This window comes from Pseudomonas sp. TMW22089 (assembly GCF_022496645.1).
Classification (GTDB): Bacteria; Pseudomonadota; Gammaproteobacteria; order Pseudomonadales; family Pseudomonadaceae; genus Aquipseudomonas; species Aquipseudomonas paraversuta.
Genome location: NZ_SCFG01000024.1, coordinates 1 through 24,360, shown reverse-complemented (window position 1 = coordinate 24,360; position 24,360 = coordinate 1). Strand labels below are relative to the sequence as shown.

At 56.4% G+C, this 24,360-nt stretch carries 19 protein-coding genes and 4 pseudogenes; 6 read left to right on the top strand and 17 right to left on the bottom strand.

Features of this window, described 5'->3' with window-relative positions; translation table 11 throughout:
• Window positions 1-100: 100 nt before the first annotated feature.
• The gene (locus EQV90_RS18150) at window positions 101-508 is read left to right on the top strand and encodes an SMI1/KNR4 family protein (protein ID WP_003438083.1); all 408 of its coding nucleotides are present in this window, start codon (window positions 101-103) and stop codon (window positions 506-508) included.
• A gap of 116 nt (window positions 509-624) precedes the next feature.
• Here the strand turns inward: EQV90_RS18150 and EQV90_RS18145 are convergent, their stop codons facing one another.
• On the bottom strand, window positions 625-2,385 hold the full coding sequence (locus EQV90_RS18145) for a cation:proton antiporter (RefSeq protein WP_003438081.1): 1,761 nt from the start codon (window positions 2,383-2,385) through the stop codon (window positions 625-627).
• Window positions 2,386-2,671: 286 nt separating this feature from the next.
• Here EQV90_RS18145 and EQV90_RS18140 point away from each other — a divergent pair, with 286 nt between their 5' ends.
• A complete protein-coding gene (locus EQV90_RS18140; RefSeq protein WP_003438079.1) occupies window positions 2,672-3,157 on the top strand; it encodes an acyl-CoA thioesterase in 486 nt (161 codons plus the stop codon).
• A 60-nt stretch (window positions 3,158-3,217) separates the two neighbouring features.
• Here EQV90_RS18140 and pdxY read toward each other — a convergent pair whose 3' ends face one another.
• On the bottom strand, window positions 3,218-4,090 hold the full coding sequence (pdxY, locus tag EQV90_RS18135; RefSeq protein WP_003438078.1) for a pyridoxal kinase PdxY: 873 nt from the start codon (window positions 4,088-4,090) through the stop codon (window positions 3,218-3,220).
• A 113-nt stretch (window positions 4,091-4,203) separates the two neighbouring features.
• Between pdxY and EQV90_RS18130 the strand changes: the two genes are divergently transcribed.
• Entirely contained in the window at window positions 4,204-4,605 is a 402-nt protein-coding gene (locus tag EQV90_RS18130) for a DUF3301 domain-containing protein (RefSeq protein ID WP_003438076.1), read from the top strand.
• Between the two features lie 265 nt (window positions 4,606-4,870).
• On the opposite strand, the gene EQV90_RS18125 is transcribed toward EQV90_RS18130, so the two are convergent.
• The 3 genes from EQV90_RS18125 to zigA are packed head-to-tail and all read right to left on the bottom strand — an operon-like array spanning window position 4,871 to window position 7,732.
• Window positions 4,871-5,833, bottom strand: coding sequence for a GTP-binding protein (locus EQV90_RS18125; RefSeq protein ID WP_240878515.1), 963 nt, complete (start codon window positions 5,831-5,833; stop codon window positions 4,871-4,873).
• Window positions 5,834-5,873: 40 nt separating this feature from the next.
• A complete protein-coding gene (locus EQV90_RS18120) occupies window positions 5,874-6,527 on the bottom strand; it encodes a DUF1826 domain-containing protein (RefSeq protein ID WP_240878514.1) in 654 nt (217 codons plus the stop codon).
• Window positions 6,524-7,732 carry a zinc metallochaperone GTPase ZigA gene (gene zigA, locus EQV90_RS18115; RefSeq protein ID WP_003438071.1) on the bottom strand — a complete coding sequence of 403 codons (1,209 nt, stop codon included), beginning with the start codon at window positions 7,730-7,732 and terminating at the stop codon, window positions 6,524-6,526. The genes EQV90_RS18120 and zigA overlap by 4 nt, the downstream gene beginning before the upstream one ends.
• A 145-nt stretch (window positions 7,733-7,877) precedes the next feature.
• Between zigA and folE2 the strand changes: the two are divergent.
• Window positions 7,878-8,773, top strand: a pseudogene (gene folE2, locus EQV90_RS18110) (GTP cyclohydrolase FolE2).
• Window positions 8,773-9,333, top strand: coding sequence for a DapH/DapD/GlmU-related protein (locus EQV90_RS18105; protein ID WP_240878513.1), 561 nt, complete (start codon window positions 8,773-8,775; stop codon window positions 9,331-9,333). Before folE2 ends, EQV90_RS18105 begins: the two are co-directional and overlap by 1 nt.
• On the opposite strand, the gene EQV90_RS18100 is transcribed toward EQV90_RS18105, so the two are convergent.
• Complete coding sequence (locus tag EQV90_RS18100; RefSeq protein WP_003438065.1) at window positions 9,330-9,854, bottom strand: DUF3617 domain-containing protein; 525 nt, start codon at window positions 9,852-9,854, stop codon at window positions 9,330-9,332. The genes EQV90_RS18105 and EQV90_RS18100 overlap by 4 nt on opposite strands.
• A gap of 138 nt (window positions 9,855-9,992) precedes the next feature.
• Between EQV90_RS18100 and cls the strand changes: the two genes are divergently transcribed.
• Window positions 9,993-11,432 (top strand): cardiolipin synthase, encoded by a 1,440-nt coding sequence (gene cls / locus EQV90_RS18095; RefSeq protein ID WP_127196936.1) that lies wholly within the window; start codon window positions 9,993-9,995, stop codon window positions 11,430-11,432.
• Between the two features lie 51 nt (window positions 11,433-11,483).
• On the opposite strand, the gene cfaB is transcribed toward cls, so the two are convergent.
• From cfaB to EQV90_RS18040, 11 genes and pseudogenes are all read right to left on the bottom strand, one after another.
• Window positions 11,484-12,665 carry a C17 cyclopropane fatty acid synthase CfaB gene (gene cfaB, locus EQV90_RS18090; RefSeq protein WP_003438061.1) on the bottom strand — a complete coding sequence of 394 codons (1,182 nt, stop codon included), beginning with the start codon at window positions 12,663-12,665 and terminating at the stop codon, window positions 11,484-11,486.
• An 85-nt stretch (window positions 12,666-12,750) separates the two neighbouring features.
• Window positions 12,751-13,536 carry a DNA-binding domain-containing protein gene (locus tag EQV90_RS18085; RefSeq protein WP_240878512.1) on the bottom strand — a complete coding sequence of 262 codons (786 nt, stop codon included), beginning with the start codon at window positions 13,534-13,536 and terminating at the stop codon, window positions 12,751-12,753.
• Complete coding sequence (locus EQV90_RS18080) at window positions 13,527-14,372, bottom strand: DUF692 domain-containing protein (protein ID WP_161720146.1); 846 nt, start codon at window positions 14,370-14,372, stop codon at window positions 13,527-13,529. Before EQV90_RS18080 ends, EQV90_RS18085 begins: the two co-directional genes overlap by 10 nt.
• 65 nt (window positions 14,373-14,437) lie before the next feature.
• Complete coding sequence (locus tag EQV90_RS18075) at window positions 14,438-14,689, bottom strand: hypothetical protein (protein WP_003438056.1); 252 nt, start codon at window positions 14,687-14,689, stop codon at window positions 14,438-14,440.
• Window positions 14,690-14,799: 110 nt separating this feature from the next.
• Window positions 14,800-16,713 (bottom strand): annotated as a pseudogene (locus tag EQV90_RS18070) (cation-translocating P-type ATPase).
• On the bottom strand, window positions 16,710-17,768 hold the full coding sequence (locus EQV90_RS18065; protein ID WP_240878511.1) for an SPFH domain-containing protein: 1,059 nt from the start codon (window positions 17,766-17,768) through the stop codon (window positions 16,710-16,712). Before EQV90_RS18065 ends, EQV90_RS18070 begins: the two are co-directional and overlap by 4 nt.
• A pseudogene (locus EQV90_RS18060) lies at window positions 17,765-18,791 on the bottom strand (protease modulator HflC). The gene EQV90_RS18065 and the pseudogene EQV90_RS18060 overlap by 4 nt, the downstream one beginning before the upstream one ends.
• An 11-nt stretch (window positions 18,792-18,802) precedes the next feature.
• The gene (locus tag EQV90_RS18055; RefSeq protein WP_240878510.1) at window positions 18,803-20,740 is read right to left on the bottom strand and encodes a protease modulator HflK; all 1,938 of its coding nucleotides are present in this window, start codon (window positions 20,738-20,740) and stop codon (window positions 18,803-18,805) included.
• A gap of 104 nt (window positions 20,741-20,844) precedes the next feature.
• Window positions 20,845-22,179 (bottom strand): annotated as a pseudogene (locus tag EQV90_RS18050) (serine hydrolase).
• Between the two features lie 162 nt (window positions 22,180-22,341).
• Window positions 22,342-23,256, bottom strand: coding sequence for a LysR family transcriptional regulator (locus tag EQV90_RS18045; protein WP_003438040.1), 915 nt, complete (start codon window positions 23,254-23,256; stop codon window positions 22,342-22,344).
• A 390-nt stretch (window positions 23,257-23,646) separates the two neighbouring features.
• Entirely contained in the window at window positions 23,647-23,892 is a 246-nt protein-coding gene (locus tag EQV90_RS18040; RefSeq protein WP_127196945.1) for a hypothetical protein, read from the bottom strand.
• Between the last annotated feature and the right edge of the window lie 468 nt (window positions 23,893-24,360).

Below are 24,360 nucleotides of genomic sequence, written 5' to 3'. Positions count from 1 at the left end.
GGACTTGTCCGGGGTTTTGCATTTCACGATTGCACTTATAACGAGCTACTGTATAAAGCGCGTCATATAAACCGCGCCATAGAGCATGAGGATTGAGGTCGTGGAAGAGATCATCGAACAACTACGTGAACAAAATGAGCCAGTGCCAGTGCCCCTGGAACTGCCAGATGAAGACCAATTGGTGGAAATCGAAGAACAACTGTTCATCGATATCCCGTTCGTATTCAGAGAGTTTTTGCTGACTGTCAGTGACGTGGTGTATGGCAGCCTGGAGCCGGTCACCGTAACCGATCCTCAGTCCCACACCTATCTGCCTGATGTAGCCGCGACCGCTTGGGATGCCGGTGTAGATCGCAGCCTGATCCCGATTTGTCAGGACGGTGACGACTACTACTGCGTTGAGGAAGACGGCACCGTGGTGCTGTGGTCCGGCGAAGAAGAACTGGTTACCGAAGAGACGTGGGAATCCGTCTGGCACTGGGCGCGGGACGTCTGGCTGGAAAGCTGATAGCTGTCCGCCCCGGGTTATTTTGCAGGAGCAGGCTTGCTCGCGAAGGCATCCGCACTGAATTCAGTGCGTCGCCAGCACCGCGAGGCAAGCTCGCTCCTGCAGAGACCGACTGTCTAGTGCCCCCCCTCCTTGTGATTATCCAGAGTTTCCAGCAGCGCCACCTGCATGCGCGTATGAATCCGGATAAACCAGCGCCACAATACTGCTGCAACCCCCGCCGCCACTACCGCAATCACCATCAGCAATTCATTGGTCGGCAAGATGCTCGCCGACAGTGCTGACAACAGCAGAAAAATCACCAGCAACGATAAAATCGGGATCACTTCAGAGATCACCCGACGCAGGCGCTGGGTGTGCCGCCCGGCCATTTCAGGCTTGACGCCCATCTCCGCCAGCAACATCGACAGCGCTTTAAGCTTGCGATAGGCCGCGATCAAAAACGGCAGCGAGAGCAATAAGGCCGCCCCCCAGATCATGCCTTTTTGCCAGCTTGGCTCCAGAATCCAGCCCTGTAGATAGCGCCCGATTCGCGGAGCGAAATATCCGCCAGCAAAGAAAATGGCAATGACCAAAGCCAGATTCACCCCCACCTGAAGCAGTATTTTCCGGATCATGGCCGCCAGTAACGCACCCTCTCCCTGTGGCTGAATACTGCGCAGCCATTCGCCATACAGCCCAAAAACCCGGGACAGGCGATTCGGCATGACCTGCGCCAGCTTGTGCGAGAGCGGATCTGCGGCGCGAATCAGGTAAGGCGTCATCAGGGTAGTGAGCACCGACACAGCGACCGCTACGGGGTACAAGAAGCTGCTGGTGACCTGCAATGTCATCCCCAGCGCCGCGATGATGAAAGAGAATTCCCCAATCTGCGACAGCCCCATCCCGACCCGCAATGACGTCCGTCCGTCGTTACCTGCGATAAACGCGCCCAAGCCGCAAGAAAGCATCTTGCCCAGTACCACCGCGATGGTAATCACCACGATCGGCAGTGCGTATTCCAAAAGAATCGCCGGGTCGAGCATCAGCCCTATGGCGACGAAAAAGATGGCGCTGAACAAATCACGCACGGGTTCGATCAAGCGCTCGATTTTTAGCAACTGACGAGATTCGGCCATGATCGCGCCGATCAGGAAGGCCCCGAGTACCATGCTGTATTCCAGCTTGACCACCAGCAGGCAGAAGCCAAAACACAGCCCGAGCACAGTGATCAGCAACATCTCATTACTTTCAAACCTGGCGACATAGGCCAGCACTCGCGGCACCAACAAAATCCCGATGACCAGGGCCACGATCATAAACAACGACAGTTTGCCTACGGTCGAAAACACCTCTTCGGGGCTGACGCTGCCGCTGACCGCAATACTGGAAAGCAGCGCGATAATCCCGATACCTAAAATATCCTCAACGATCAGTACGCCAAAAATAAGCTGCGCGAAGCGCTCATTTTTCATCTTCAGGTCGTTAAGCGCCTTAACGATGATGGTGGTCGAGGAAATTGCCAGAATGGCCCCCAGAAACAGCGAGTCCATGGTGTTCCAGTCAAACCAGCGACCAATTTCGTAACCGATCCAGATCATCAGCGTTATTTCCATAAACGCTGCGATAAAAGCCGTGGCCCCCACCTTGAACAGTTTGCGCAGGCTAAATTCCAGCCCCAGGCAAAACATCAAAAAAATCACGCCCAGTTCGGCCAGGATCCGGATCGTCTCTTCGTCGTGGATCAAACCAAATGGCGGGGTGTGCGGCCCGATAATAAAACCTGCAACGATGTACCCCAGAACTACGGGCTGCTTGAAGCGGTGGAAAAGGATGGTCACCACGCCTGCAACCAGCATGATGACTGCCAAATCCTGAATAAAACTGATGGCATGCATGGCTTGACGCTCCTTGTTTAATTATCACCAGGCAACAAGACGACAGACGCAGCTACTTAAGCTGTGCAAATCACCGTTTTAAATGTAGGAATTTCCCGATTGACGGGTTTTTGCAGGTTAACACTGCGACTTCGAGCTGAAAGGCAGTGCAATATATGGAAACAGATGGACATAAGCGTGACGGCAGCCAAAACCGTAGCGTCCCGTTATTTACTGTTTCAAAAATCGACAAGTATCCACAGAGATACCCATTTCACTGCTGCAACACTACCGCGAGCCTGCTGCTATGGAACCCGGAAACGCCCAACTGTCGATGACGGTCCTGATGACCCCGGATATGGCCAACTTTTCTGGCAATGTTCACGGCGGAACCCTGCTCAAGTACCTCGATGAAGTCGCTTACGCGTGCGCCAGCCGCTATGCGGGTCGTTATGTAGTCACCCTGTCGGTGGATCAGGTGATTTTTCGCGAGCCGATCCACGTCGGCGAGTTGGTCACCTTCCTCGCATCGGTCAACTACACCGGCAACACCTCGATGGAAGTCGGGATCAAGGTGGTCACCGAAAATATCCGTGAACGCTCAGTGCGCCATACCAACAGCTGTTTCTTCACCATGGTAGCCGTGGACGACGACCGCAAACCCGCGGCCGTACCGCCGTTGCAACCGGTGAACAGCGAAGACAGGCGCCGTTTTATCCAGGGCAAGCAACGTCGCCAGATCCGTCAGGAGCTGGAACAGCGCTACAGAGAGTTGAAACACGAAGGGGTATAACGCGCTACAGAACGCGGTGGGGGCTGGCTTGCCAGCTCCCACAAATTATCTGTGATGTGCCTACAGATTGATCGGCACAGCTTCAAACCGCACGCGCGGATGGGCTATGCGGTCCTGGGCCCTGACCAGTTGCAGCTCATAGCTGGTGCACGCCTGGGTTTCGAGCAACACCTCATGCACTGCCGCTGCCGTGAACTCAAACGCAGCCACCAGGCTGTCGCCCAGCAGCACTCGCGCCAGGAACAATCCGGACGTCAGGTCGCCAACCCCCACAGGCTGACGCGGGAAGGCCAGCAACGGGCGGCGCAAGTGCCAGTTACCCTCAGCGGTCACCAGCAGCATCTCGAAGCTCTCTGCCGGCTTGCCGGGATATGACAAGTGCTTGACCAGCACGGCCTTCGGGCCGCGTGCCAGCAAACTGCGCGCCATCGCCAGACAGTCGAGCAGTGATTGCGGATGACGACCGCAGAAGCTGTCGAGCTCCAACTGGTTCGGACATAAAAAATCCGCCATCGCGGCAGCTTCTTCGAGCAGGAAGCTACTGACTTCCTCGGGCACGATGCAGCCCTTTTCAGGGTGCCCCATTACCGGGTCGCAGAGGTACAGCGCATTCGGGTTAACCGCTTTAATGCGCGCCACACCACTGAGGATCGCCCTCCCTTGCGCGGCACTGCCCAGATAGCCGGACAGGACCGCATCGCAATTGCCCAACTCACCGATTGCCGCAATACCCTCGACCAGTGCAGGAATTTGTTCAGGAGCCAGCACTTCCCCCGTCCACTGACCATACTGGGTGTGATTGGAGAACTGCACCGTGTTCAAAGGCCATACGTTCACCCCGACGCGCTGCATGGGAAATACAGCAGCGCTGTTGCCGGCATGGCCGAAAACCACGTGGGATTGGATGGCGAGTAAATGAGGTGTACGTTTCATGCCGGATTCCAGACTACGGGTGGATTCAAGCCACGCAGTATGCGGCTAAATGCAGCCTGTACGACAGGCTGAAGACGCAGTTAAGCTGAACCTAATCTGTTGGAGCGCACTTAATGCTGACCCTTGGAAATATGTTTGTGCTGATGCTGCTGGCAACTGGCGCTGCCTGGCTGTGGCACAACCACGGCCTGCGCGAACGGGCGCTGGAGCGGGTCAAACAACACTGCAAAAACCTTGATATCGATTTACTGGATGAGAACGTCGCGCTTAAAAAAATCGGTCTGGTAGCCGATGCCAACGGCCGCAAGCGCCTGGCGCGCGTGTATAACTTTGAATTCACGGTAACCGGCGAGCAACGCCACACCGGGACCATCACGCAATTCGGTGCCCATAGCGCAAAAATCGAACTGCCGCCCTACCCGTTCAAAACTGAACCTGAACCGAGCGAGATCCCCAGCGCCCAGGTGATTGAACTCAGCCAATGGCGCCAGGACCACAGCAAGACCCGTCACTGACCCCGGATGGCTGACGAAGCGCCCGCAAGAGCTGCCGAAAACTGCTCCTGCCGTTAGCCAATACCTTCAAGACATCGCAGGCAAAATGCCTGTGGATAACTTTTCAAAAAACAGCCCTGAACCCCCGAAATAGACGCTTGATCCGGATTTTAGCCGGGAATAATTCATGCTCGCGCCGAAGATTGTAGGACAACTTTACCAGCACAAAATGTGCCCGAAACGCCCTGTTTTCGACCCAAACAGGCAGCCATGCCTGGGCAAAAGACTAATCGATGCAGTTTTTCAGCCCGAACAGCAATGAATTCACGTCCTGTGGCTGATCGAAAATCAGTTCAATGCGTGAATCCTTGCGCCACTCACTTGGTTTCCAGTCTGCAACACAGTTATCCACAGAATTTGTTGAAAACCAGCCCGTAGAGCCATGGATAACCAGCTTGGCGCGACGCCAATCCAGACTTTCCAGCCACTGCTGCAACCGCCCCAGATCAAATTGCCGGGACGGATGCCAGCACCACCCCGCACTCCACCCTTCAGGGTCAAGCCGGGTCATTACAACCGGGGTATCGGGACTGGAAAACACCCTGCCAATTTGATTAATATCCTTATAAATCAACGAGTTATCCACAGCATGAATAACATTCATATTGGCTGCAGGCAGCGTATTTAAAGGGATTCGGCCATGTTCGGTCCATACAATCGGGCACTTTGGCAGGTCATATGCAATTCGCTCACGTTGCTCATTTTGCACACTATTAGATTTATTCATGACCACTAAACCGGCGATTTCCAGGGCCGTTTTCTGGGTTTGAGGCAGGGGTTTTCCCTGGGCCAGTGCTTGTGCATCCAGCACCATGACACAGGGCTGCAACGCCAAAACCCCCAGCCACGGAGCCTCGCTGAGTTGCTTGATGATTTGGGCCGGATGCCCCAGACCGGAAGGCTCAATAAACAATCGATCGGGACGAGCCTTGCGTAAAAGACGGCTCAAACCGATCTGAAACGGCGCGCCATTGACGCAACACACGCAGCCACCCGCCACTTCGGCAATGGCGACAGCACCGTCCTGCTGGCTCATTAAAGCCGCGTCCAGGCCAATTTGACCGAACTCATTGACCAGTACAGCCCAGCGTTCGTGTTCAGGCTTTTGCGTCATCAGGTGCTGGAGCAGACTGGTTTTGCCGGCCCCCAGGGGACCGGCAATCAGGTGGGTGGGAATGTTGTGCAACATTTTTGCCGGCTTCTGTATTGATCGAAGTAAACAATATGCCTCAGGCCAGCCAATCGAGGGTCAAAATCAGCCGCCGCTCTCCCGGAGCCAATGCCGGCGAACGATGGATCAGGCCAGCCCCCTCATTGCCCTGCCATTTTTCGCCCTTGAGCAATGCCACCTCGCCGGTATTTATTTGCTCAATTAACCAACAGTCCAGTGGTTCGGCCTGGGGGTGTCCTAGCTGACAGCGCTCCATCACGCCCTCCTTCAACCACTGGCTGCCTATCCCCGCGTAAGTGGTAATAAGTCGTACAGGCACGTGATCCACATGAAATCTTGGGCACATCGCTTTATCCAGAGCCCTCAGACGCAGCCCAATGCGTTTTGCGCCCAACAAACAGGCATAGGCACTGACGAGCCAGGAAATGTCGGCAATAAAGCTCTCATAGCCCTCCAGATCGTTGAACCTTGAAGCAAGGCCGCTGAGGTTCGGCCGGGCCTTTTCATCGGCCATTTCAAGCACCAATGCGTCCGCCAGAGGCTCATCCAGCGAAAGTAACAAAGCTGAAAAATCGGTGATCTGGACCGGCAACTGACGCTGCCAAATGGTCATATTGACGTCATCCTGAAGAATTTTCGCCATCACATCCGGGCTTGTTCCCCGCACGTCACCGACCGCCGGGCGGGCAATTTGAGCGAGCGTTTGCATCATCCGGCCACCTCTTCGTGCCATTGCCCAAACGGATCGTTCAGCTGCTTCCACACCTCGACCCCCAAGCTCATTTCTGCATCCGAGAGCAAACAGGCATCGAGTTCCGCCGTCAGCAGCAAAAAGTCTATGTGCTGACCGATAAACACCAGCTCCTGACGGCAGTCTGCGGTGTCCGGCAACCACTTTTGCAGGATTTCAGCCCTGGTTTGTGCATCTTCTGGCCATTGATCGCGGGGCACGAAACGCCACCAGCGTCCGGCGAATCCATAGCGCATCAGGCCCCCGGCCTGGGACCAACTGCCTGCTTCCTGGTACTTGCTGGCCAGCCAGAAAAAGCCCTTTGAACGCAGCAGTTTGCCGTTGGTCCAGGGCCGATCAATAAAATTAAAAAAACGCTCGGGGTGAAACGGCCGGCGCGCGCGATAAGCCGTGGAAGCGATGCCGTATTCCGCAGTTTCCGGCACATGCGCGCCGCGTAACTCTTGTAACCAGCCCGGTGCCTGGGCTGCCCGCTCGAAGTCAAAACGGCCGGTATTGAGGATTTTTTTCAGAGGGACTTCACCCATCACCATCGGAATTATTTCGGCCTGGGCATTCAGGCGCTCAAGAATGGCGATTAATTCCAGGCGGTCGGCGCTACTGATGAGATCACTTTTGCTGATCAAGATAACGTCTGCGAACTCAATTTGTTCTATTAGCAGATCGGTTATTGAGCGTTCATCGTCTTCACCCAGGGTCTCTCCACGGGATGCCAGGCTCTCCGAGTCCTGGTAATCCTGCAAAAAATTCAGGCCATCGACCACAGTGACCATGGTGTCCAGGCGAGCGATATCGGCCAGGCTTTGGCCTGAATCGTCGCGAAAAGTGAAAGTTTCTGCCACCGGCAGGGGTTCCGAAATACCGGTTGATTCGATCAATAAATAATCAAACCGCCCCTCTTTGGCTAACTTGCTGACTTCTTCAAGAAGGTCTTCACGCAGGGTGCAACAGATGCAGCCATTGCTCATTTCGACCAGTTTTTCTTCGGCCCGATTGAGGCTCACATCGCGCTGAACCTCACCACCATCAATATTGATTTCGCTCATGTCATTGACGATGACGGCCACGCGCAAGTTGTCGCGATTGCGCAAAATGTAATTGAGTAGGGTACTTTTTCCTGCTCCGAGAAATCCGGACAGCACAGTCACCGGCAAACGTTTTGACATGGGAGTTCCTCACCAGGGTTAGCAGGTCAAAGCGCCCGCTTTAAGGCCGACCGTTTCCGATCATCGATAATGATACATTATAACAATACAAAGCATTAGAATTGTTATCTTGTAACGTTTCGCCATTCACTCGATGGAAGCCCTAATGAACGCCCTGACCCTTCCGGACATCGCCTCGCAAAACGCCCGACAATCTCTACCCCTCGAATGGGTCGGCATGTGCGGGATCGCATTGCCCGTGCTGATTAACGCTCAGCGACACACCGCAACAGCCGATGCAGGCGTTAGCCTGGATGATGGAGAAGCTCGCGGGATCCACATGTCGCGCCTTTATCTCGCGCTAGAAGTTCTAGAGTCGCAGGAGCTGAACCCTCTACTTTTGAAAACAATTTTGCAGCGATTTCTCGACAGTCACAATGATTTATCGATCTGTGCCTACCTGAGAATTCACACCCAATTGCTGCTAAAGCGGCCGGCACTGGTCAGCCCTTTAAGCGGCTGGAAGAGTTACCCGGTGAGCATCGATGCATCTCTGAAAAACGGAATGTTCCACGTGGAACTAAAAATTGAGGTGACCTATTCATCCACCTGCCCGTGCTCGGCGGCATTGGCCCCCGGCAGTTAATTCAGCAACAATTCGTCAGTGACTTTGCCAACCAGCCGCTGCATCACGCCGATGTATTAACCTGGCTTGGCAGTTCACAAGGCATAGTCGCAACACCCCATAGCCAAAGAAGCACCGCTTGCCTGCAGCTCAACCTGAGCTCCGAGCTACAGTCTTTGCCGATCGAAATGATCATTGATGAGGCAGAACGAGCGCTGGGGACTGCGGTACAAACTGCGGTGAAGCGCGCAGATGAACAAGCCTTCGCTCTGGCCAATGGGCAGAATTTAATGTTTTGTGAAGATGCCGCGCGGCGCTTGAATGTGGCACTGAAGACAGCTCCCGGGGTGAAAGGCTTCATGCTGAAAGTGGTTCACGCCGAAAGTCTGCACAGCCATGATGCCGTCGCTGAAAGCCGCTGGAACTGGAGAGTCTGATGATCCGCAAAAATCCGTCCGGCGATTTACCGCAAATTGCAGAGTCCGCATACGTCGACAGAACCGCCATCATCTGCGGCAAGGTGGTGATTGGCGAGAACGTATTCGTCGGGCCATATGCCGTTATCCGCGCCGACGAAGTCGACAATGACGGCGGTATGCAGCCCATCAGCATTGGCGCCAATTCCAATATTCAGGATGGCGTAGTCATACATTCAAAGTCCGGGGCGGCAGTGACCATTGGTGAATACACTTCGATTGCCCACCGCTCCATCGTCCACGGGCCATACCGTGTTGGCGACCGGGTGTTCATCGGTTTCAACAGTGTGCTGTTCAATTGCGAGCTGGGGGATGGTTGCGTGGTCCGGCATAACTCGGTCGTCGATGGCCGCGACCTGCCGGATAATTTTTATGTGCCGTCAACGACACGTATCGGACCCAACACTGACCTGAGCCAGTTTTCTCCCGTCAGTGTCAGTGCCTCGGAGTTTTCAGAGGATGTAGCGCGCACCAACGTAGATCTGGTGCGCGGCTATAAAGCGCTGCAAAACGAATTTTAATCAGCGCGTGGTTTGACTGTTCCACAGTTCTGTCCGAGCCAGACCGCGCGGGTATCCATGCTGCCTTTTTGCTGGATGCCCGTCGCGTTGAAGGTGCCATTGACCTGGGTAGTGAATTCACGATCGCTGACGAAAGTTGCTATCCCGGCACCCTGGGCTTTTGGGCAACTAAAGCGGAACTTCCATTTATTTCCACTACGCTCAGTGATCTGCTGATTACATCCTGACTTGGGATCGGTCAGTGGAATCTCATCCGATTTAACCTGATCGGGCGTGAGACAAACCCGAACCCCCTTGCCTCCCATGGTCAGTCCCTGATTCTCCAATTGGGCTTTTTGTTCCGGGGTCAGCATGTTCTGTAATTGGCCTAGCATTACCTGCAAGTCAGGCAGTTGCTGACCATCTACCTGCATGTTGCTGGAGGTAAGTTCCCACAGACCCGGTTGCAGCATCTGGGCCTGTGCAGCTACGGGGATCGACAAACCACAGGCCATAAATAACCCAAGCAGACGAACATTCATCAAGAAACTCCTACGGAATTGTCCGCATTAGACGTCAAAAACTGAAGGGCGTTGCACGCGCAACTAAATAGGGACATTCATAACAGAACATGGTCTGTTAGTAGTTACAACGTCGGACATTGAGGAGCAAGGATACGCATGGATTATCTAGGCCCACACGTTTTCGGATACCTGATTTTATTAATCCACAGCCTGGGCTTGATTGCCGCAGTGCATGCCGTACTGACTGTGAGAACGGCGCAGGGCTCGATTGCCTGGGCCATGTCATTATTCTTCATCCCCTACTTCACACTTATTCCCTATCTGATATTTGGCCGCAGTACGTTCGACGATTACATTCGCGCCCGACGCGAAGCCAATCAGGAAATGCGTGAAGCCATCACCGATCTCAACTGGCGCCCCTGGGTTGAGGAAGCACTGGCAGCCCGCAGTTCCAAAGCTTATACCTCGTTGCGGGCCATGCCCAAGTTGGGCCGCATGCCCTGCCTGGCGAACAACAGCGTGCGTTTGCTGATAAATGGCACCGCCACGTTCGAGGCGATTTTCAAGGCCATACGCGAGGCGAAACAGGTCGTACTGGTTCAGTTTTTTATTGTCCATGACGACGACATCGGCATGAAGTTGCACGCTCTGCTGTTGGAAAAGGCTGCCCAAGGGGTTGCTGTCTATTTGCTCTACGACAGCATTGGTAGCCACTCCTTGCCCAAAAGTTACGGCGAAAGCCTGCGCGCTGGCGGTGTACAAACCTATGCCTTCGCTACCCGTGGCGGATGGATCAGCCGCTTCCAGGTAAACTTCCGCAACCATCGCAAAGTGGTGGTGGTGGATGGTGTGACGGGGTTCGTTGGCGGGCATAACGTCGGCGACGAATACCTGGGGGCCAAACCGCCGTTATCGCCGTGGCGCGATACCCATGTCGAAGTCAGCGGTCCGGTGGTGGCCTGCCTGCAGGAATCATTTGCCGAAGACTGGTTCTGGGCCGCACGCAAATTACCGCCCCTGATCCTGCCGCAGAGTTATCCGGACGGTGGGGTGCTCTGCCAGTTCCTGGCCAGCGGCCCGGCAGATCCTTACGAAACCTGCTCGCTGTTTTTTGTCGAAGCCATTCACGCAGCCAACCAACGGGTGTGGATAACCACGCCCTACTTCGTACCTGATGAAGCGGTGTTCTCGGCATTGCGCCTCGCAGTCCTACGCGGGGTCGATGTCCGCATCCTGATACCGTCACGTCCAGACCACAAAATTGTCTACGCGGCTTCCAGTCTGTATGCCTTTGAAGCAGTGCGCGCAGGCGTGCGGATCTTCCGTTACCAGCCCGGCTTTGTGCATCAAAAAGTGGTGTTGGTAGACAACGAAATCAGCGCCATCGGCAGTGCCAATATGGACAACCGTTCGTTCCGCCTCAATTTTGAAGTCATGCTGCTCACCGTCGACCAAGGGTTCGCCAGCCAGGTGGAGAACATGTTGCTCGATGACTTCGCCCTGGCCCGGGAGATCACCGAAGCCGACATCAAGGCCACCCACCGTCTCCAGCAACTGGCCATGCGCGTTGCCCGGCTGGTTTCCCCCGTACTATAAAAAAGGCCGTGTCGCTTTGCGCGGCACGGCCTTTTCGCCCGGCGAAGACTCTTAGCGATAAATATCCGCACGGGTAGGTGGCAATTCCAGCGAGCCATCCGCACGGGGTTTGGTCGCCAGTATCTGGTCTATGTTGATCCAGCCATGGGCAAAGGCGTAGGCACAGCCCGCAAGATACAGGCGCCAGATACGCAAGATTTGCTCAGGAACCATTTTTGCTGCTACTTCAAGATTGCTCTCCAGGCGCTGACTCCAATGCTCCAGCGTGCGCGCGTAATGCAGGCGCAGGCTTTCAACATCGACCACTTCCAGCCCGGCCTCACTGATCTCGGCAGTCATCATTGACAGGTGCGGCAGCTCGCCATTGGGAAAGACATAGCGCTCGATAAAATCCCCGGCTCCACGGCCGACAGGTCGTCCATCCGTGTGTTTGGCGGTAATCCCGTGGTTCATCACCAGGCCACCTTCACGTACGGCTTTGGACAGAATCTCGCAATACTCTCGCAGGTTGGCATGCCCTACGTGTTCAAACATCCCGACACTGACAATTTTGTCGAACCGGCCATCCTGTGGCAGATCCCGATAATCCAGCAGTTGCAGGTCGACTTTATCTTGCAGGCCTTCGGCGTTGACCCGTTCTCGTGCCAGCTTCAATTGCTCTTTGCTCAGGGTAATTCCAAACACCTTGACCCCGAACTCACGGGCGGCAAATCGCGCCAGGCCACCCCAACCACAGCCAACATCGAGCAAGTACTCGCCAGGCTTTAGCCGCAACTTGCGACACAGCAGCCGGAACTTGGCTTGCTGTGCTTCGTCCAGGCTCTCTTCACCGGTTTCGAAATAGCCACAGGAATAGGCCATGTCACGGTCAAGCCACAGCTGGTAGAAGTCGTTGGATAGATCGTAGTGATAGGAAATGGATGCAGCGTCTGTGGCTTTGTCGTGGTGAACACGAGATGGCGCCGTGTCTTCTTCCTCGATAAGCGCCTGACTCAATTCATCACACACCCGTATGACTTCACTGATGGACCCCTCCAGTTCGAGTCGTCCTTCAACAAATGCACTCCCCAAAAGATCAAGGCTCGGGTGAGTAAACTCAGCCACCAGAGCCGGATCCTTGACCACAATCGTAACGCTGGGCGTCAGGCCAAAACTGAACTCGTGACCGTCCCAAAGCCTTAGGCGTAATGGAAGCTGAAGTTTCTGTAAGGCCGGTGGAAGTTGCGCGAGCATCTGTAATCCTCCTACATTTCAGACGTAAGATTACAGGGTAGTTGATTAACAGAAACTTTCAGCCCCATGGGCCAGAAGGTTGAAGCTAGAGCGTGCGACGATTTAGAAACCCCAAGCTCAACCAATCCTTGAACCAGGTCACGGCCTGCAGTGCCGCCCCTTCTTCATGGGTGACTTCGAGTGCTGAGCACAGTTGGGCAAAAGACCACCCGCGGTTCATGCCTTGCAAAGCACTGGCCTCTTCAACGCCGAGGCTGCGATATTGACAGACCTGCCCGGAGCGCCAGATCAGACACACTTCCATGGCTTCAATCCGCTCGCTGGGCACAAAAGATTCACCGGTTTTGTACGCCTGCCAGAGCATCAACGTGTTGAACCGGCACTCTACCCACTGCGCACTCGGGACCAGCTCAACCTGTAAGTCGGGCCAGGCACTCGCGGGCAAAGCAGTCATCTCTTCACAGGTTAGAGGCTGCCGGGAGGGTGCATCGAAGGCCAGGGTGAAGGCCCATTCCAGAGTCGCCATTTCAACCAGAGGTGCTGCCTGTTGTTGATCCAGATACCCCGATAAAAACCCGGCGAAACCTGCACCGAACCAGCGCAGGCTGAAATGCGCAGAAGGACACTGTCGGATGTAAGCAACCGCCCATTGCTCGAACTCCGCGTCGCCAACCCAATACACCAGCGCCGGATAGTCGCCCCGCAGGGCTTCAAGCAATCGCCCGCGATAAGCATTGTGATAAATCGCCAGCCCGCCGGATACGTCCAGCGTCGGCCCCCCCTGCAAGCTGGTCACCCATGACGAAGGCGCCTCTACGGCTTCACTCAGCAGGTAATTTTCAAACGCCAGTTGCCATTCATTCAGGCGCATAGCGATCTTCGCTCTACAACCTGTTGCCCCAATTGGCGAGCCTTGATCAGCTCGGCCATCAAGGTTTCAAAGGGCGGGTAATGGTCATCGCGCTCAATTAAAGTCGCAACCGGGCCCAGGCGCTCCAGGGTTTTTTGATACAGCGCCCAGACCGGGTCGCTTATGGGCTGATCATGGGTATCGATCACGTAGTCGCCATAATCACTGTGGCCGGCCAGATGCAACTGGCGGATTTTTTCAGCGGGCAAGCTGCTGATAAATTCCCAGGGATCAAAGCCATGGTTGCGCGCGCTGACATACACGTTGTTCACGTCCAGCAATAACTCGCAGCCGCTGAGTTGAGTCAGAGCGTCAAGAAATGCCCACTCGGTAAATTCATCAGCACTCGAACGCACGTAACTGGAGACATTTTCCAGGATCAACGGCCGGCCCAAAAAATCCTGAACCTGGCGTACTCGCCCGGCGATGTAATGCAGACTTTCTTCGGTATAGGGCAAAGGCAGCAAGTCATGGAGCTGATGCGCATTGCCCCGGCTCCAGCACAAATGATCTGAAATCCAGACCGGCTGCACCCGTTCGGCGAGCTTTTTGAGCTGGCGTAAATACTCGAAGTCCAACCCATGGGGGCCGCCGATCGATAGCGATACACCGTGCATGACCACAGGGTATTGCTCGGCAATCGCCTCGAGATAAAACAGCGCTTTGCCACCCTCGACCATATAGTTTTCGGAAATTATTTCGAACCAGTCCACCGCCGGCGACTGTTCAAGTATCGGTTGATAGTACTCACTGCGTAATCCGAGGCCGTAGCCCGGGCGGGGAAGGTTTTTTTGCATCACGGCATTCTCGCTGAAGTACCCGCAGCAACCATCAGTACTGCCGCGGGCACATGGCTGTTGGATTATTTTCCGACCGTGCCACCTGCTTCCATACACGCTGATTGAGTCATGGCCTTGAAGCCCTGGCCTTTGCAGGCACCCTGCCCCTTGCAGGCATTGTCGGCGGTTTTACAATCGTTCATGCCTTTGCACGAGGTCACACCATAGCAATGCACTTGCGCATCGGCGGCTGACACTTGAGTGGCAACACCGGCAAACAGGGAGGCGGCGGCAAGAGCAAGAGCGGCACCCGCCGCTGCGGATTTGATAGTCATTTTTGTATCCTCGATGAGCGTCATGGTACGTCGGGCAAACACAATGTCAGCTGCGACGTACCACTAGAGATCCACCGGGCAAACTTGTTACAGCGGCCACCCGAAATATTTCAACGCTCATCGACCAATGCCTGCAAAGGCTCGTGGAACCTCAACAATCGCCCTGCATTGCCCAATACCAACAACGTACTGAGGTTATGCAACAGCGCGGCAATCATTGCCCCCGCCACGCCCAGCCAACCAAACGCAGCAGCGGCAACGATGGCCAGGGTCCAGCCCAGACCTATGACCACATTGACCTGCAGAGTGTGCCGGCATGCACGGCTCAACCGCACGCACGTGCCCAGGCGCCGTAAATCACTGCCAATCAGCACAATGTCGGATGAGGCCAGAGCGATGTCGGCGCCGCCCGCGCCCATGGCCACACCCACCACACCAGCCTTGAGTGCCAGTGAATCGTTGATGCCATCGCCCACCACCATCGGACGAAAGCCCCGCTCGATTTCGCTCAACACCCGGGTCAATTTATCTTCAGGCAAAGCCTGGGCCTGAACCTCGCTGATGCCCACCACCCGGGCCAAATGCTCTGCGACACTCTGACGGTCACCGGTCAGCAACACCTGGCGCCCGAGCCCCAGTTCACGCAACTCGCTCAAGGCTTGCCGGGCCTCAGGCTTGACGCTGTCGGCGAGCAACAACCAGCCCAGAAATTCCCCGCCCAGGGACAGGCCGGCAATGGGTCCGTCGTGCCCGGGTACCGGGGTAGTGACGATGCCCAATTGCTTGAACAACTCGGGGCGCCCCAACGCAGCCTCACCCTGCCCGGTACTGGCGACAACGCCCAACCCCTGGCGCTCACGAACCTCGGTTAGCGCCAGCATCTGCTCGTGACTCACCAACCCGGCCAGCGCCCGGCTTACCGGATGACTGCTGGCCGCGCCCAAACTGGCGGCAAGTTGCAGCAGAGGCTGGTGCCCGGTCAGATCAGATTCAATGGTTTGCAGGCGCAAGGTGCCGTACGTCAGGGTGCCGGTCTTATCCACCACCAGCGACGTGAGGTCGGCCAGCTCTTCAAGAAACGCCGAGCTGCGGATCAATATCCCGTGGCGCGCCGCCACCGCAATCCCGGCAATGGCCGTCGCCGGTGCCGACAACACCAAAGCGCAGGGACACGCCGCGACCAGCACGGCGAGCATCGCTTGTGCATCGTTGGTGATAAACCATGTGACCGCCGCGATCATCAACACCAACACCATGTAGCCACCGGCATACCGCTCCAGCAACCGGGTGATGGGCGGTTTCGAGCGCTCGGCGTTTTGCATCAGAGCGATCACTTTGCCCAGGGTCGATTCATCGCCGGTTCGCGTGACCTCTACCCGTAACAACCCATCCAGGTTGATCGCCCCGCCAAAGATCGGCATCCCCGCGCTCACTTCCAGGGGTACTGACTCACCGGTAATCGAAGCGGTGTCCAGACTGGCCTGGCCCGACAGCACCACGCCATCGGCCGGGACCCGGTCACCGGCGCGCACTTCAACCTGATCGCCGCGCTTCAGACTGGCGTTGTCGACTTCCTGCAAACTGCCGTCTGCTTGAAATAAACGCGCCTGGCTGCGGGTTAATTTGCCTAGGGCGTGAATCGCTTACTGGGAGCCGATGACACTGCGCTCTTCGAGTACGTGGCCAAAAATCATGATGATCGGCAGCAATGCCGCAGTCAGCAAATCGCCGGTGGCCCATGCACCGAGCATCGCCAGTGCAATCAGCTGATCGGTGATCCCGTGCAGGCTCGGATAGCGCAGGCTGTACCACGCCGAACGCATGACCGGCACCGCGACCAGCAGCGATGCAAACCCCAGCAGCAACTGACTGGTACCGACTTGCAGTGGCATGAACCAGCGCCAGACCAGGCCCAGCCCCAACAGACCCAGCGCCAGCATGGCCAGAGTGAGCTGGCGGGCGGCGCTGCGTTGTTCAGCGCTGGTCAGCATACCGACGGCGGGCTGTGTGGCAGAGGTACTCATTGTCCGGCTCCCTGAATAATCAGACGGGAATCATCTTTCGGGTCAACGCTGGTGACAGAACCCGCCTGCCCCAGAATGTTCGGCAAGCGCTCGCGGTACAGACGTAACAGCAAACCCGGATCACTCCCGGCCTGTTGCACCTTGGCCAGACTGGCAATGGCCGACGTGTCGGCCTGCGCCTTGGCCAAGCGCTCACTGGCTTGAGCCCGGGCTTGCTCGACGGTGCGATCGGCTTGCTGGGTCGCGGCCTGGGAAAGTTTGGCGGCATCGTTGCGGGCATTGGCCACGGCCTTTTGCGCTTGTTGGCTGGCCGTCAGTACCGCGTTGAACGCATTCACCGCAGGGCCCGGCAAACTCGATTGCACATCAACCCGTACCACTTCCAGTCCCAGCCCCTGCCCGGTGGCACTCAATGCCGCGAGTTGCTGGTTGATGCCCTGGACCAAATCGCCACGCAAGCGCTCGCGTCTTTCTGCGGCCTGGCTGTCACTGCCGATCAGTTCAGGGCGCGCCACCAGAATAGTGTCCAGGTCCCGCGCCGCCGTAAGGGCTACCGCGCTGCGGGTCACCAATCGGTCCAGCGCCGGCAAAACGTGTTCGCCCTGCAGCACAAACCCATAGGGTTGGGTGACGTTGTAAAACACCCGCACATCCAGTTGCACCACCCCTGCGTCGCCGGTCAATAAATACCCGGAGCCAGCCAGGGCATCATTGATCGGTGTGGCAAACGAGGCCACGCGATCGGCCTGCTGCGCCACATCCGAGCGCAACAGGTTTTCGATGCGGCGCTCGCTCACCCGATCTGCCGCAGGCACGATGACCACTTGTTCGAAAGGCCTTTGCCAGGCCAGCAGCAGCCCGGCATTTTGAATCCGGTCCAGTGCGCCCATGCGTAACACCACCGCACGATTTTGCGGATCGATCTGGCGTACGTTGGAAACGCCCCAGGCGATGGCTGCAAACACAGTGACCGCGTACAGCCCCAGAAAAGCCAGGCGCCCGGCCTGCTGCCACGGGCTGCTGCGCCCCGGAATCTCATCAGGTGTCTGGCTCATGGCGTCGATCCAGCCTTGGGGTCCAGGGTCGGTGGGCCATCCACCAGCACCCGGAAGGGAGCGGCGTCGGTGCGCAAAATAATTTTTGTGCCCGGATTAACCATGGTTCCCAAGGTATCGAGCGAACGCAGCAAGTTGTACAGCTGCGGCGAGCTGGCATAAGCCCGGCCATAAATCTGCGCTGCTTCCACCCGCGACTGGGCCTCGATAGCGGCTGCTTTAACACTGGCATCCGCTTGCAGAATCCGCGCATCACGCTCGGCGGCGGAACGGATTTGCGCCGCTTCACGCTTGCCTGCCGCGGTACGTTCTGTGGCGATGGTTTCGCGCTCGGCGCGCATCCGGTCAACCGTGGCGGTGAGCGTGACCGAGGGCAGTGTCAACCGCTCGACACCTACCTGGAGCACACGAACCCCGTAGGTACTGAGCAATTGCTGTTCGATCTGCTGGCGCAACTGCGCTTCAAAATCGGCGATTTTGACTTGGCTGGCATCCGTATTCACCAGGCTTGAGAGATCAAAACTGGCGGCGGTGGTTTCCAGCGCCGAGCCCACAAACGTACGGATTTGCCGGGGCCGCTTCGTCTGGCTGATTCTGCACTGCACGCATAAAACGCTGCACGTTTTCGGTATCGGGCTGTACCTGCCAGGCCACATAGGCCTGAACGATAATCCGCAGACCATCCCGGGTGCCAACGTCCTGCAAGCCGCTGGAGGTAGTGCGCAGACGTAAATCCACCGGCACGCTGATTTCAAACGGAGCCGGCCAGCGCCAGCCTAGCCCGGGTTCGAGCAGCACCCGTGCCGGGTTGCCAAAGCGGGTGATTACCGTCGCTTCGCCGGATCGCACTTGCACCAGACTTGCCGCGGCTACGGCAAACAGCACCAGCAATGTCGCCCAACCCATGCGCCGCCACGGAAACGGGCCCGGTTCATGGCCCGCGCCATGATGATGGCCGTGATGTGAACAGCCATGGTGATGGCCGCTGTGATCGTGTTGCTCGGGTGAATGTGACTGAGTCAAAAGAGGGCTCCTTACTGAACAGCTTTACGCGGCGCGACAGGATCGGCCGGCAGCGTGAAAGAACGCAGATCGAGGGTCGGCGCGCTGCTGCCCCCAAGGCGATGGTCGAGGATCAGCAATTTTGCGTTGTTCAGGCCCGTGCTCAACTGGCCCAGGTACTGCTCCAGGACAAAGGCGTATCCGGCACGGGCATAGGCTTTTTGTTCAGCATCAAAACGCAGGTCGGCAGTCTGTGCCGTGGCATTCACTTCATGGGCGCTGGCATGGGCCTGATCCAGAGCGGCGCTGGCAAGCATTTGCGCAACGTTGCTTTGCTCACTGGCCGCCCCGCGTTCGCGGGCAATCAGGGCCTGCGCGCTGATTTGCGCGGCCTGTACCCCGTGATAAGCGTTGGCGGCACCGGCAGGCGGATGGATGGCCTCAACCACGGTGGCGAGAATTTCCACCCCGCTGTCGAGGGTATCCAGATCCTTTTGCACTGCACGCCCGATGTCGGCGGCCAGTGCGATGCGTTGCTCGCCAAGCACGCCGTCCAGGGTGCGCGAGGCAAAGTCATGCACCAGAATTCGGCTGGCAGTACTGCGGATCAAGGTCGGCACATCGTCGCTGTGATAGGTGGCGGCAATCGCCGCCTGGTCGCTCAAACCAATGCGGTACACGAAACGCACGTCCATGTTGACGATCTGAAAGCCCTGTTTATCGTGGTTGTCGCTGGCAATGACCTGGGACTTGTCATTGACATGGGTGGCATCCCACAACCGGTTGGCCGTGACCGGCGGCGCCCCGTCTGCGGGAGTCAGTACTGGCTCGCCAGCCGATTCGGTAGCGGTGGCCAGTTCATGCACGACGCCGTTTTCCACCGCCAGCACCCGGCCCAGCGGCCAGGGCAAACCGGCGTGCAGGCCCGGTGCCAATACGGCCACCGGCTTGCCAAAGCGCTCATAGATCCCACGCCCCTGCAGGGGGATTTCATTCACGCCACTCAGCACCCAACCGACGACAACCACCAGGGCCAATACCGGTAAGAATGCTTTGCGCATGTAGGTGAACGCCCAGATCTGGCGCAGATCGATGCCAAACCGGTTGTGCAATTCATGCTGCAGGGCCAGCAATGGTTGCGGCGGCCAGCGCAGCATGCCGGCGATAAAACTTTGCGCAATCATGCGCGGCTCAAGCTTGTCACGCCGCGGACTGAACAATGCCGCCACTGCCCGCAACATCAGTTCAATCGCAACCGCCGCAGGCAACAGGCCGATCAATACCGCGAATCGCGCCGGCCACAGGGCCTCGGCGCTGCTGAACAGCAAACACAGCGCACTGAGCAAAAAGGTGATGATCGGTACCCGCACCAGCGGCGCCAAAGACCGGGCCTCAGGCCATTGTGCGGGTTTTTGTTGTGCCAGGTAGCGTTCCAGCACCAACAGGGCAAATGCCAATAGCACCGCACAACCTGCCGCGATACTGCCCCAAGTACCCAGGGCAACACCCGGCAATCCAAGGTTCCAGGTGTGTTGCACACTCCACCATGCCAACCCGCCGAGGCCTGCCAGCCACAGCGCAGGCGCACCGATATTGACTATCAAGCGGTACGACTCGCGGCTCAGGCCCTGGCAAAAGCGCTCGTAGGCACTCAACTCTTCGTCGGGTTGAGCCTCAATGGCCTCGGGTGGTACGGGGTGTAATGCGCTATTGCGCCAACTGGCGACCCAGAACGCGGATTGCGCACCTGCCGCCAGAACCAGCAACGCCGCCGCATTGTTGTTGAGCAATACCGGCCATAAAGACTCTGACGAAAACAGGCTGATAAAAAAAGCCACTGCCCACGCCATCAATGCCAAAGCCGCCAGTACGACCCCTAATTGAAAAAGCTGACGAGCCTGAGCAGAGGCACTTTGAAAACGAGACAAAGACTCAAGACCGCCCTCCTCGGCATCTAAATCGACACGCATGGAAGCTCCATATTTTGAAATATCTAGTTACGATAAAACAAAATCAGTGAAACTTCTGTCGGCCGGAGGCGATCTTCATCTTTCTACAAAGACCGCTCGTAGCGTTACTCCGGGTGTGCGATCAACTGCTTGGCCAGGGCTTCAAATGCCGGAATGGTTACCGGATCGTTGGCCGCATTGCCGGCGATCGGATTGGAGGCATAACGTACGATCACCATCTCGGCTTTGGGATCGATATAGATCCGCTGGCCGTATACCCCACGCGCCATAAAGGCACCGTCCGCGTTATGGGTGACCCACCACATGTTGCGATAGCTGCCGCCCTTGAGCAGGTCATAACCGGCCTTGGCGAAGGCGGCTTTATCACCACCGGCACGGATATCATCGACCACGGCCTTGGGCACAATCTGCTGGCCCAGGTACTGGCCATCATTGCGGATCATCTCGCCAAACCGCGCCAGATCACGCAACCCGGTGTTCAACCCGCCGCCAGCAAATGGAGTACCGATGGAGTCGACGGTGAAGTAGGCATCCTGTTCAGCACCCAGGCGTTGCCAGATTCTTTCAGACATCAGTTGCGCAACGTTACGCCCTGTCACCCGGGCAATTACCCAGCCCAGGACATCGGTATTGACGGTTTTATAAGCAAAGGCCTGGCCGTGTTCGCCCAGCGGTTTGACGGTCAGCAAAAACTCCATATACGTGCGCGGGCCGGTTTAGTCCTTGGGTTTTGGCAGTGGGCTGCCCGCTGCCGAGTGTTGCCAGACTTCAGCATTCGGGTCGGCATAGTCTTCGCTGTATTTAAGCCCGGTGGTCATGTCCAGCACCTGGCGCAGGGTGGCGTTGCCAAAAGCAGATGTGGCCAGTTCCGGAACATAGTCCGCGACTTTTTTATTGGCATCCAGAGTGCCATCGGCCACCAGCATGGCACCCATGGTCCCGACCACCGATTTGGTGACCGACATGGCGCCATGCTGACCCTCGGGGTTGAGCACACCGAAGTAACGCTCGTAGACCACTTGCCCGCGATGCAGTACCACGATGCCATCGGTGTAATTGGCCGCCAGGGACTGTTCCCAGGTCATTGGCTGTTGGCTGCCCAGGGGCACAAAGGTCAGCTTGTCGATATCACTGCGCAACGCCCGAGCCAGCGGCACCGGTGCTCCCAGGCCACGGGATACATTGGTGGTAGGCATCAGTTGGCGGAAGTTGGAAACGCTCCAGCGCATTGCCGGAAAATTGAAATAACTGCCATCGGCAAAACGCACGATACGATCGGCCGGTGGTGGCGCGCCGACCATCCAGCCCATGGTCTTGGGATCACTGGCGGCGGCATCGGGGTAAGTGGTTTTGTCGGCTGCGCAGGCAATGGAAGCTGCCAGGCACGAGAGTAAAAAAACCGCACCGGTGCGGGCGGGATTCAGAAGATGCTTAAACATGCATACGCCTCAGTAAAGGAACGAGACTCGGGCCAACGACAGAACTGAATGTTCCTTTTCAATTCCTGGCCGCGCATCACCTTGCGGCATGCCGGCTACTTTGCATAGCTTGAATCTGATCCGGGAGCCGGCAGCTACAGGTCCTGGGTCGGCATGGGCAATTTATATTTTTATTTCCCCGATCAGAGCTTCCAGTTGGTGAAAGTCGCTATGGATATTTCTTTTTTTGCGCCAGATCATATCCAGCGTAAAGGTCGGAAAACCTGCAGGGGGGTTAAGAATTTTTATCTGCGGCGGTATGGGCAACGTCGGCAATATTTTTTTCGGAATCGCGATCAGTGACGGAACCGACAATAAAATATTGACCCCGGCGTGGTAGGAATTGGCGCGGGTAACTATTTTTCTGCTGCGTGCCTGCTTGCCCAGCCAATCATCCACCATGTTTTTTTCCGATAACCATGGCGTTGGAAATACCTGGGGTGTTTCACAGAATTCATCAATATTCAGTGTCGTTTTCGGCTGATGCTTTTGCACACTGGATAAGCACACAAAAGAATCTTCACTGATGCTTCGATAGTCCAAAAGCGGATGACGCTGGTGATAGCCCGCGCCGAAACCGAAACATACATCGGTCTCCCCTTCCAGTACCCCATTGATCGGTAAATCTTCACCCAGGCGGCTCACACCCAATGACCAGTTACGCCCTGCCGAACGGACTGACTGCAAGAGCGCGGGCAGCATCAATATTTCGAAATACTCGGGGGCAGTGATGTTCCACTGCCGGGTCGCCGATGTCTGGGCAACCCCCTCTTTGGCGCACTGGTTAATGCACTGGACAATATTTTGCAGGTAAGGCTGCATGGCCAATACCCGTGCGGTGGGCTGCATGGCGCCTTCGCAGCTTTCAAATAATTTGTCGTCGAAACAATTGCGCAGTTTTTTCAGGCTGTAACTGATGCTCGACTGACTCAAGTTGAGTATTTCCGAGACCCGCTTGGCGCTGCGGTTTTCAATCAGCAACAAAACAATCGAAATGTCCTGCATATCCAATTGCTTCAGTGCGTTGGTATAAAGCATGTCGACTCCCTGACGGTGTAATCCTCGTGCCAAAAACAACTCAACCCGTATTGCCGGTCAAGTGGGCTATACCAATTATTACACAATAAAGTGCCGGATCGCTTGTGGCGTGCAACTGCCGGCGGTGAAAGAAATCAACCTGATTGATGCCTGCCTTTGTTGCCCGAATAAAAGACAGTCGCGATAATTCATATATTTCTTTTTCCGGCACCTGCGATAACCCGGAGAAACGTGAGTTCTAGAGATGCACATAATAGAGCTGTTCCTCCAAGCCTTTAAGCTGGCAAGTTTATAATAAACTTCAGCCCCCCCTATAACTACTCATTAGAGCAGGCCGAGCATGATGGCAAGGCAACTATTAGCAGGCGCTGTATACAAAGATTGTTCAAGTTATTGATCGATACCCTCGCCCCCGAAGAGCCCTGTACTTTGAAAACTGTTTGCGGGCTCTTGAAGCAGGTCTTCGTTTTTAGTTGTGGCTTCAATCGATCGATCCAGATAACTGGCGCCTGTGCCAAGAGGATGAGTGTTGTCAATAAAGTAACGACCGCGTGTTCCTGTATCACGAAGGCCAGAATAATTGATGCGGGATTCCTGGCCCAAAACAACTGTCTCCAGCGGCGGCTGGATATCCATGCAGGCCCTGTCTTCGCGATCGATGCGAACAGCCCCGGGCGCGGGCATGGAGCCATGGCGACAATCTTCTGGAGCACTTGCCAGCCGTCGGATGACGCAGGCAGAACCCGTGCTGCAACGGGTGAAGGTGCAGACTGGTTTGCAGTTGCTCAGGTTTTCGCTTCCCGGCGGCCTTGGCAAGGAACGGCACGACCGGATCCGCCTCGACGAGGAACCGTTCGCCACCCCGGGTTAGTGCGGGCTGGCGTATTCGATGACAGAAAAGCGTCATCCGGAGCATGGCTGGCCGGGAGGGTGAGGCCAGGATTCAGCACAGCTCAGGACTTGTTTTTGAAAATCCTTAAGGAAACTCTGAAAAGGACTTCCAAATCTGGTGAAATACGCCTGTCCCACGAACTGAACGGTTGAGCCCCGATGAAGCAAATGTCTTTCGCTGATGCCGAGTACGCAGGCAAACGTAAGCAGACC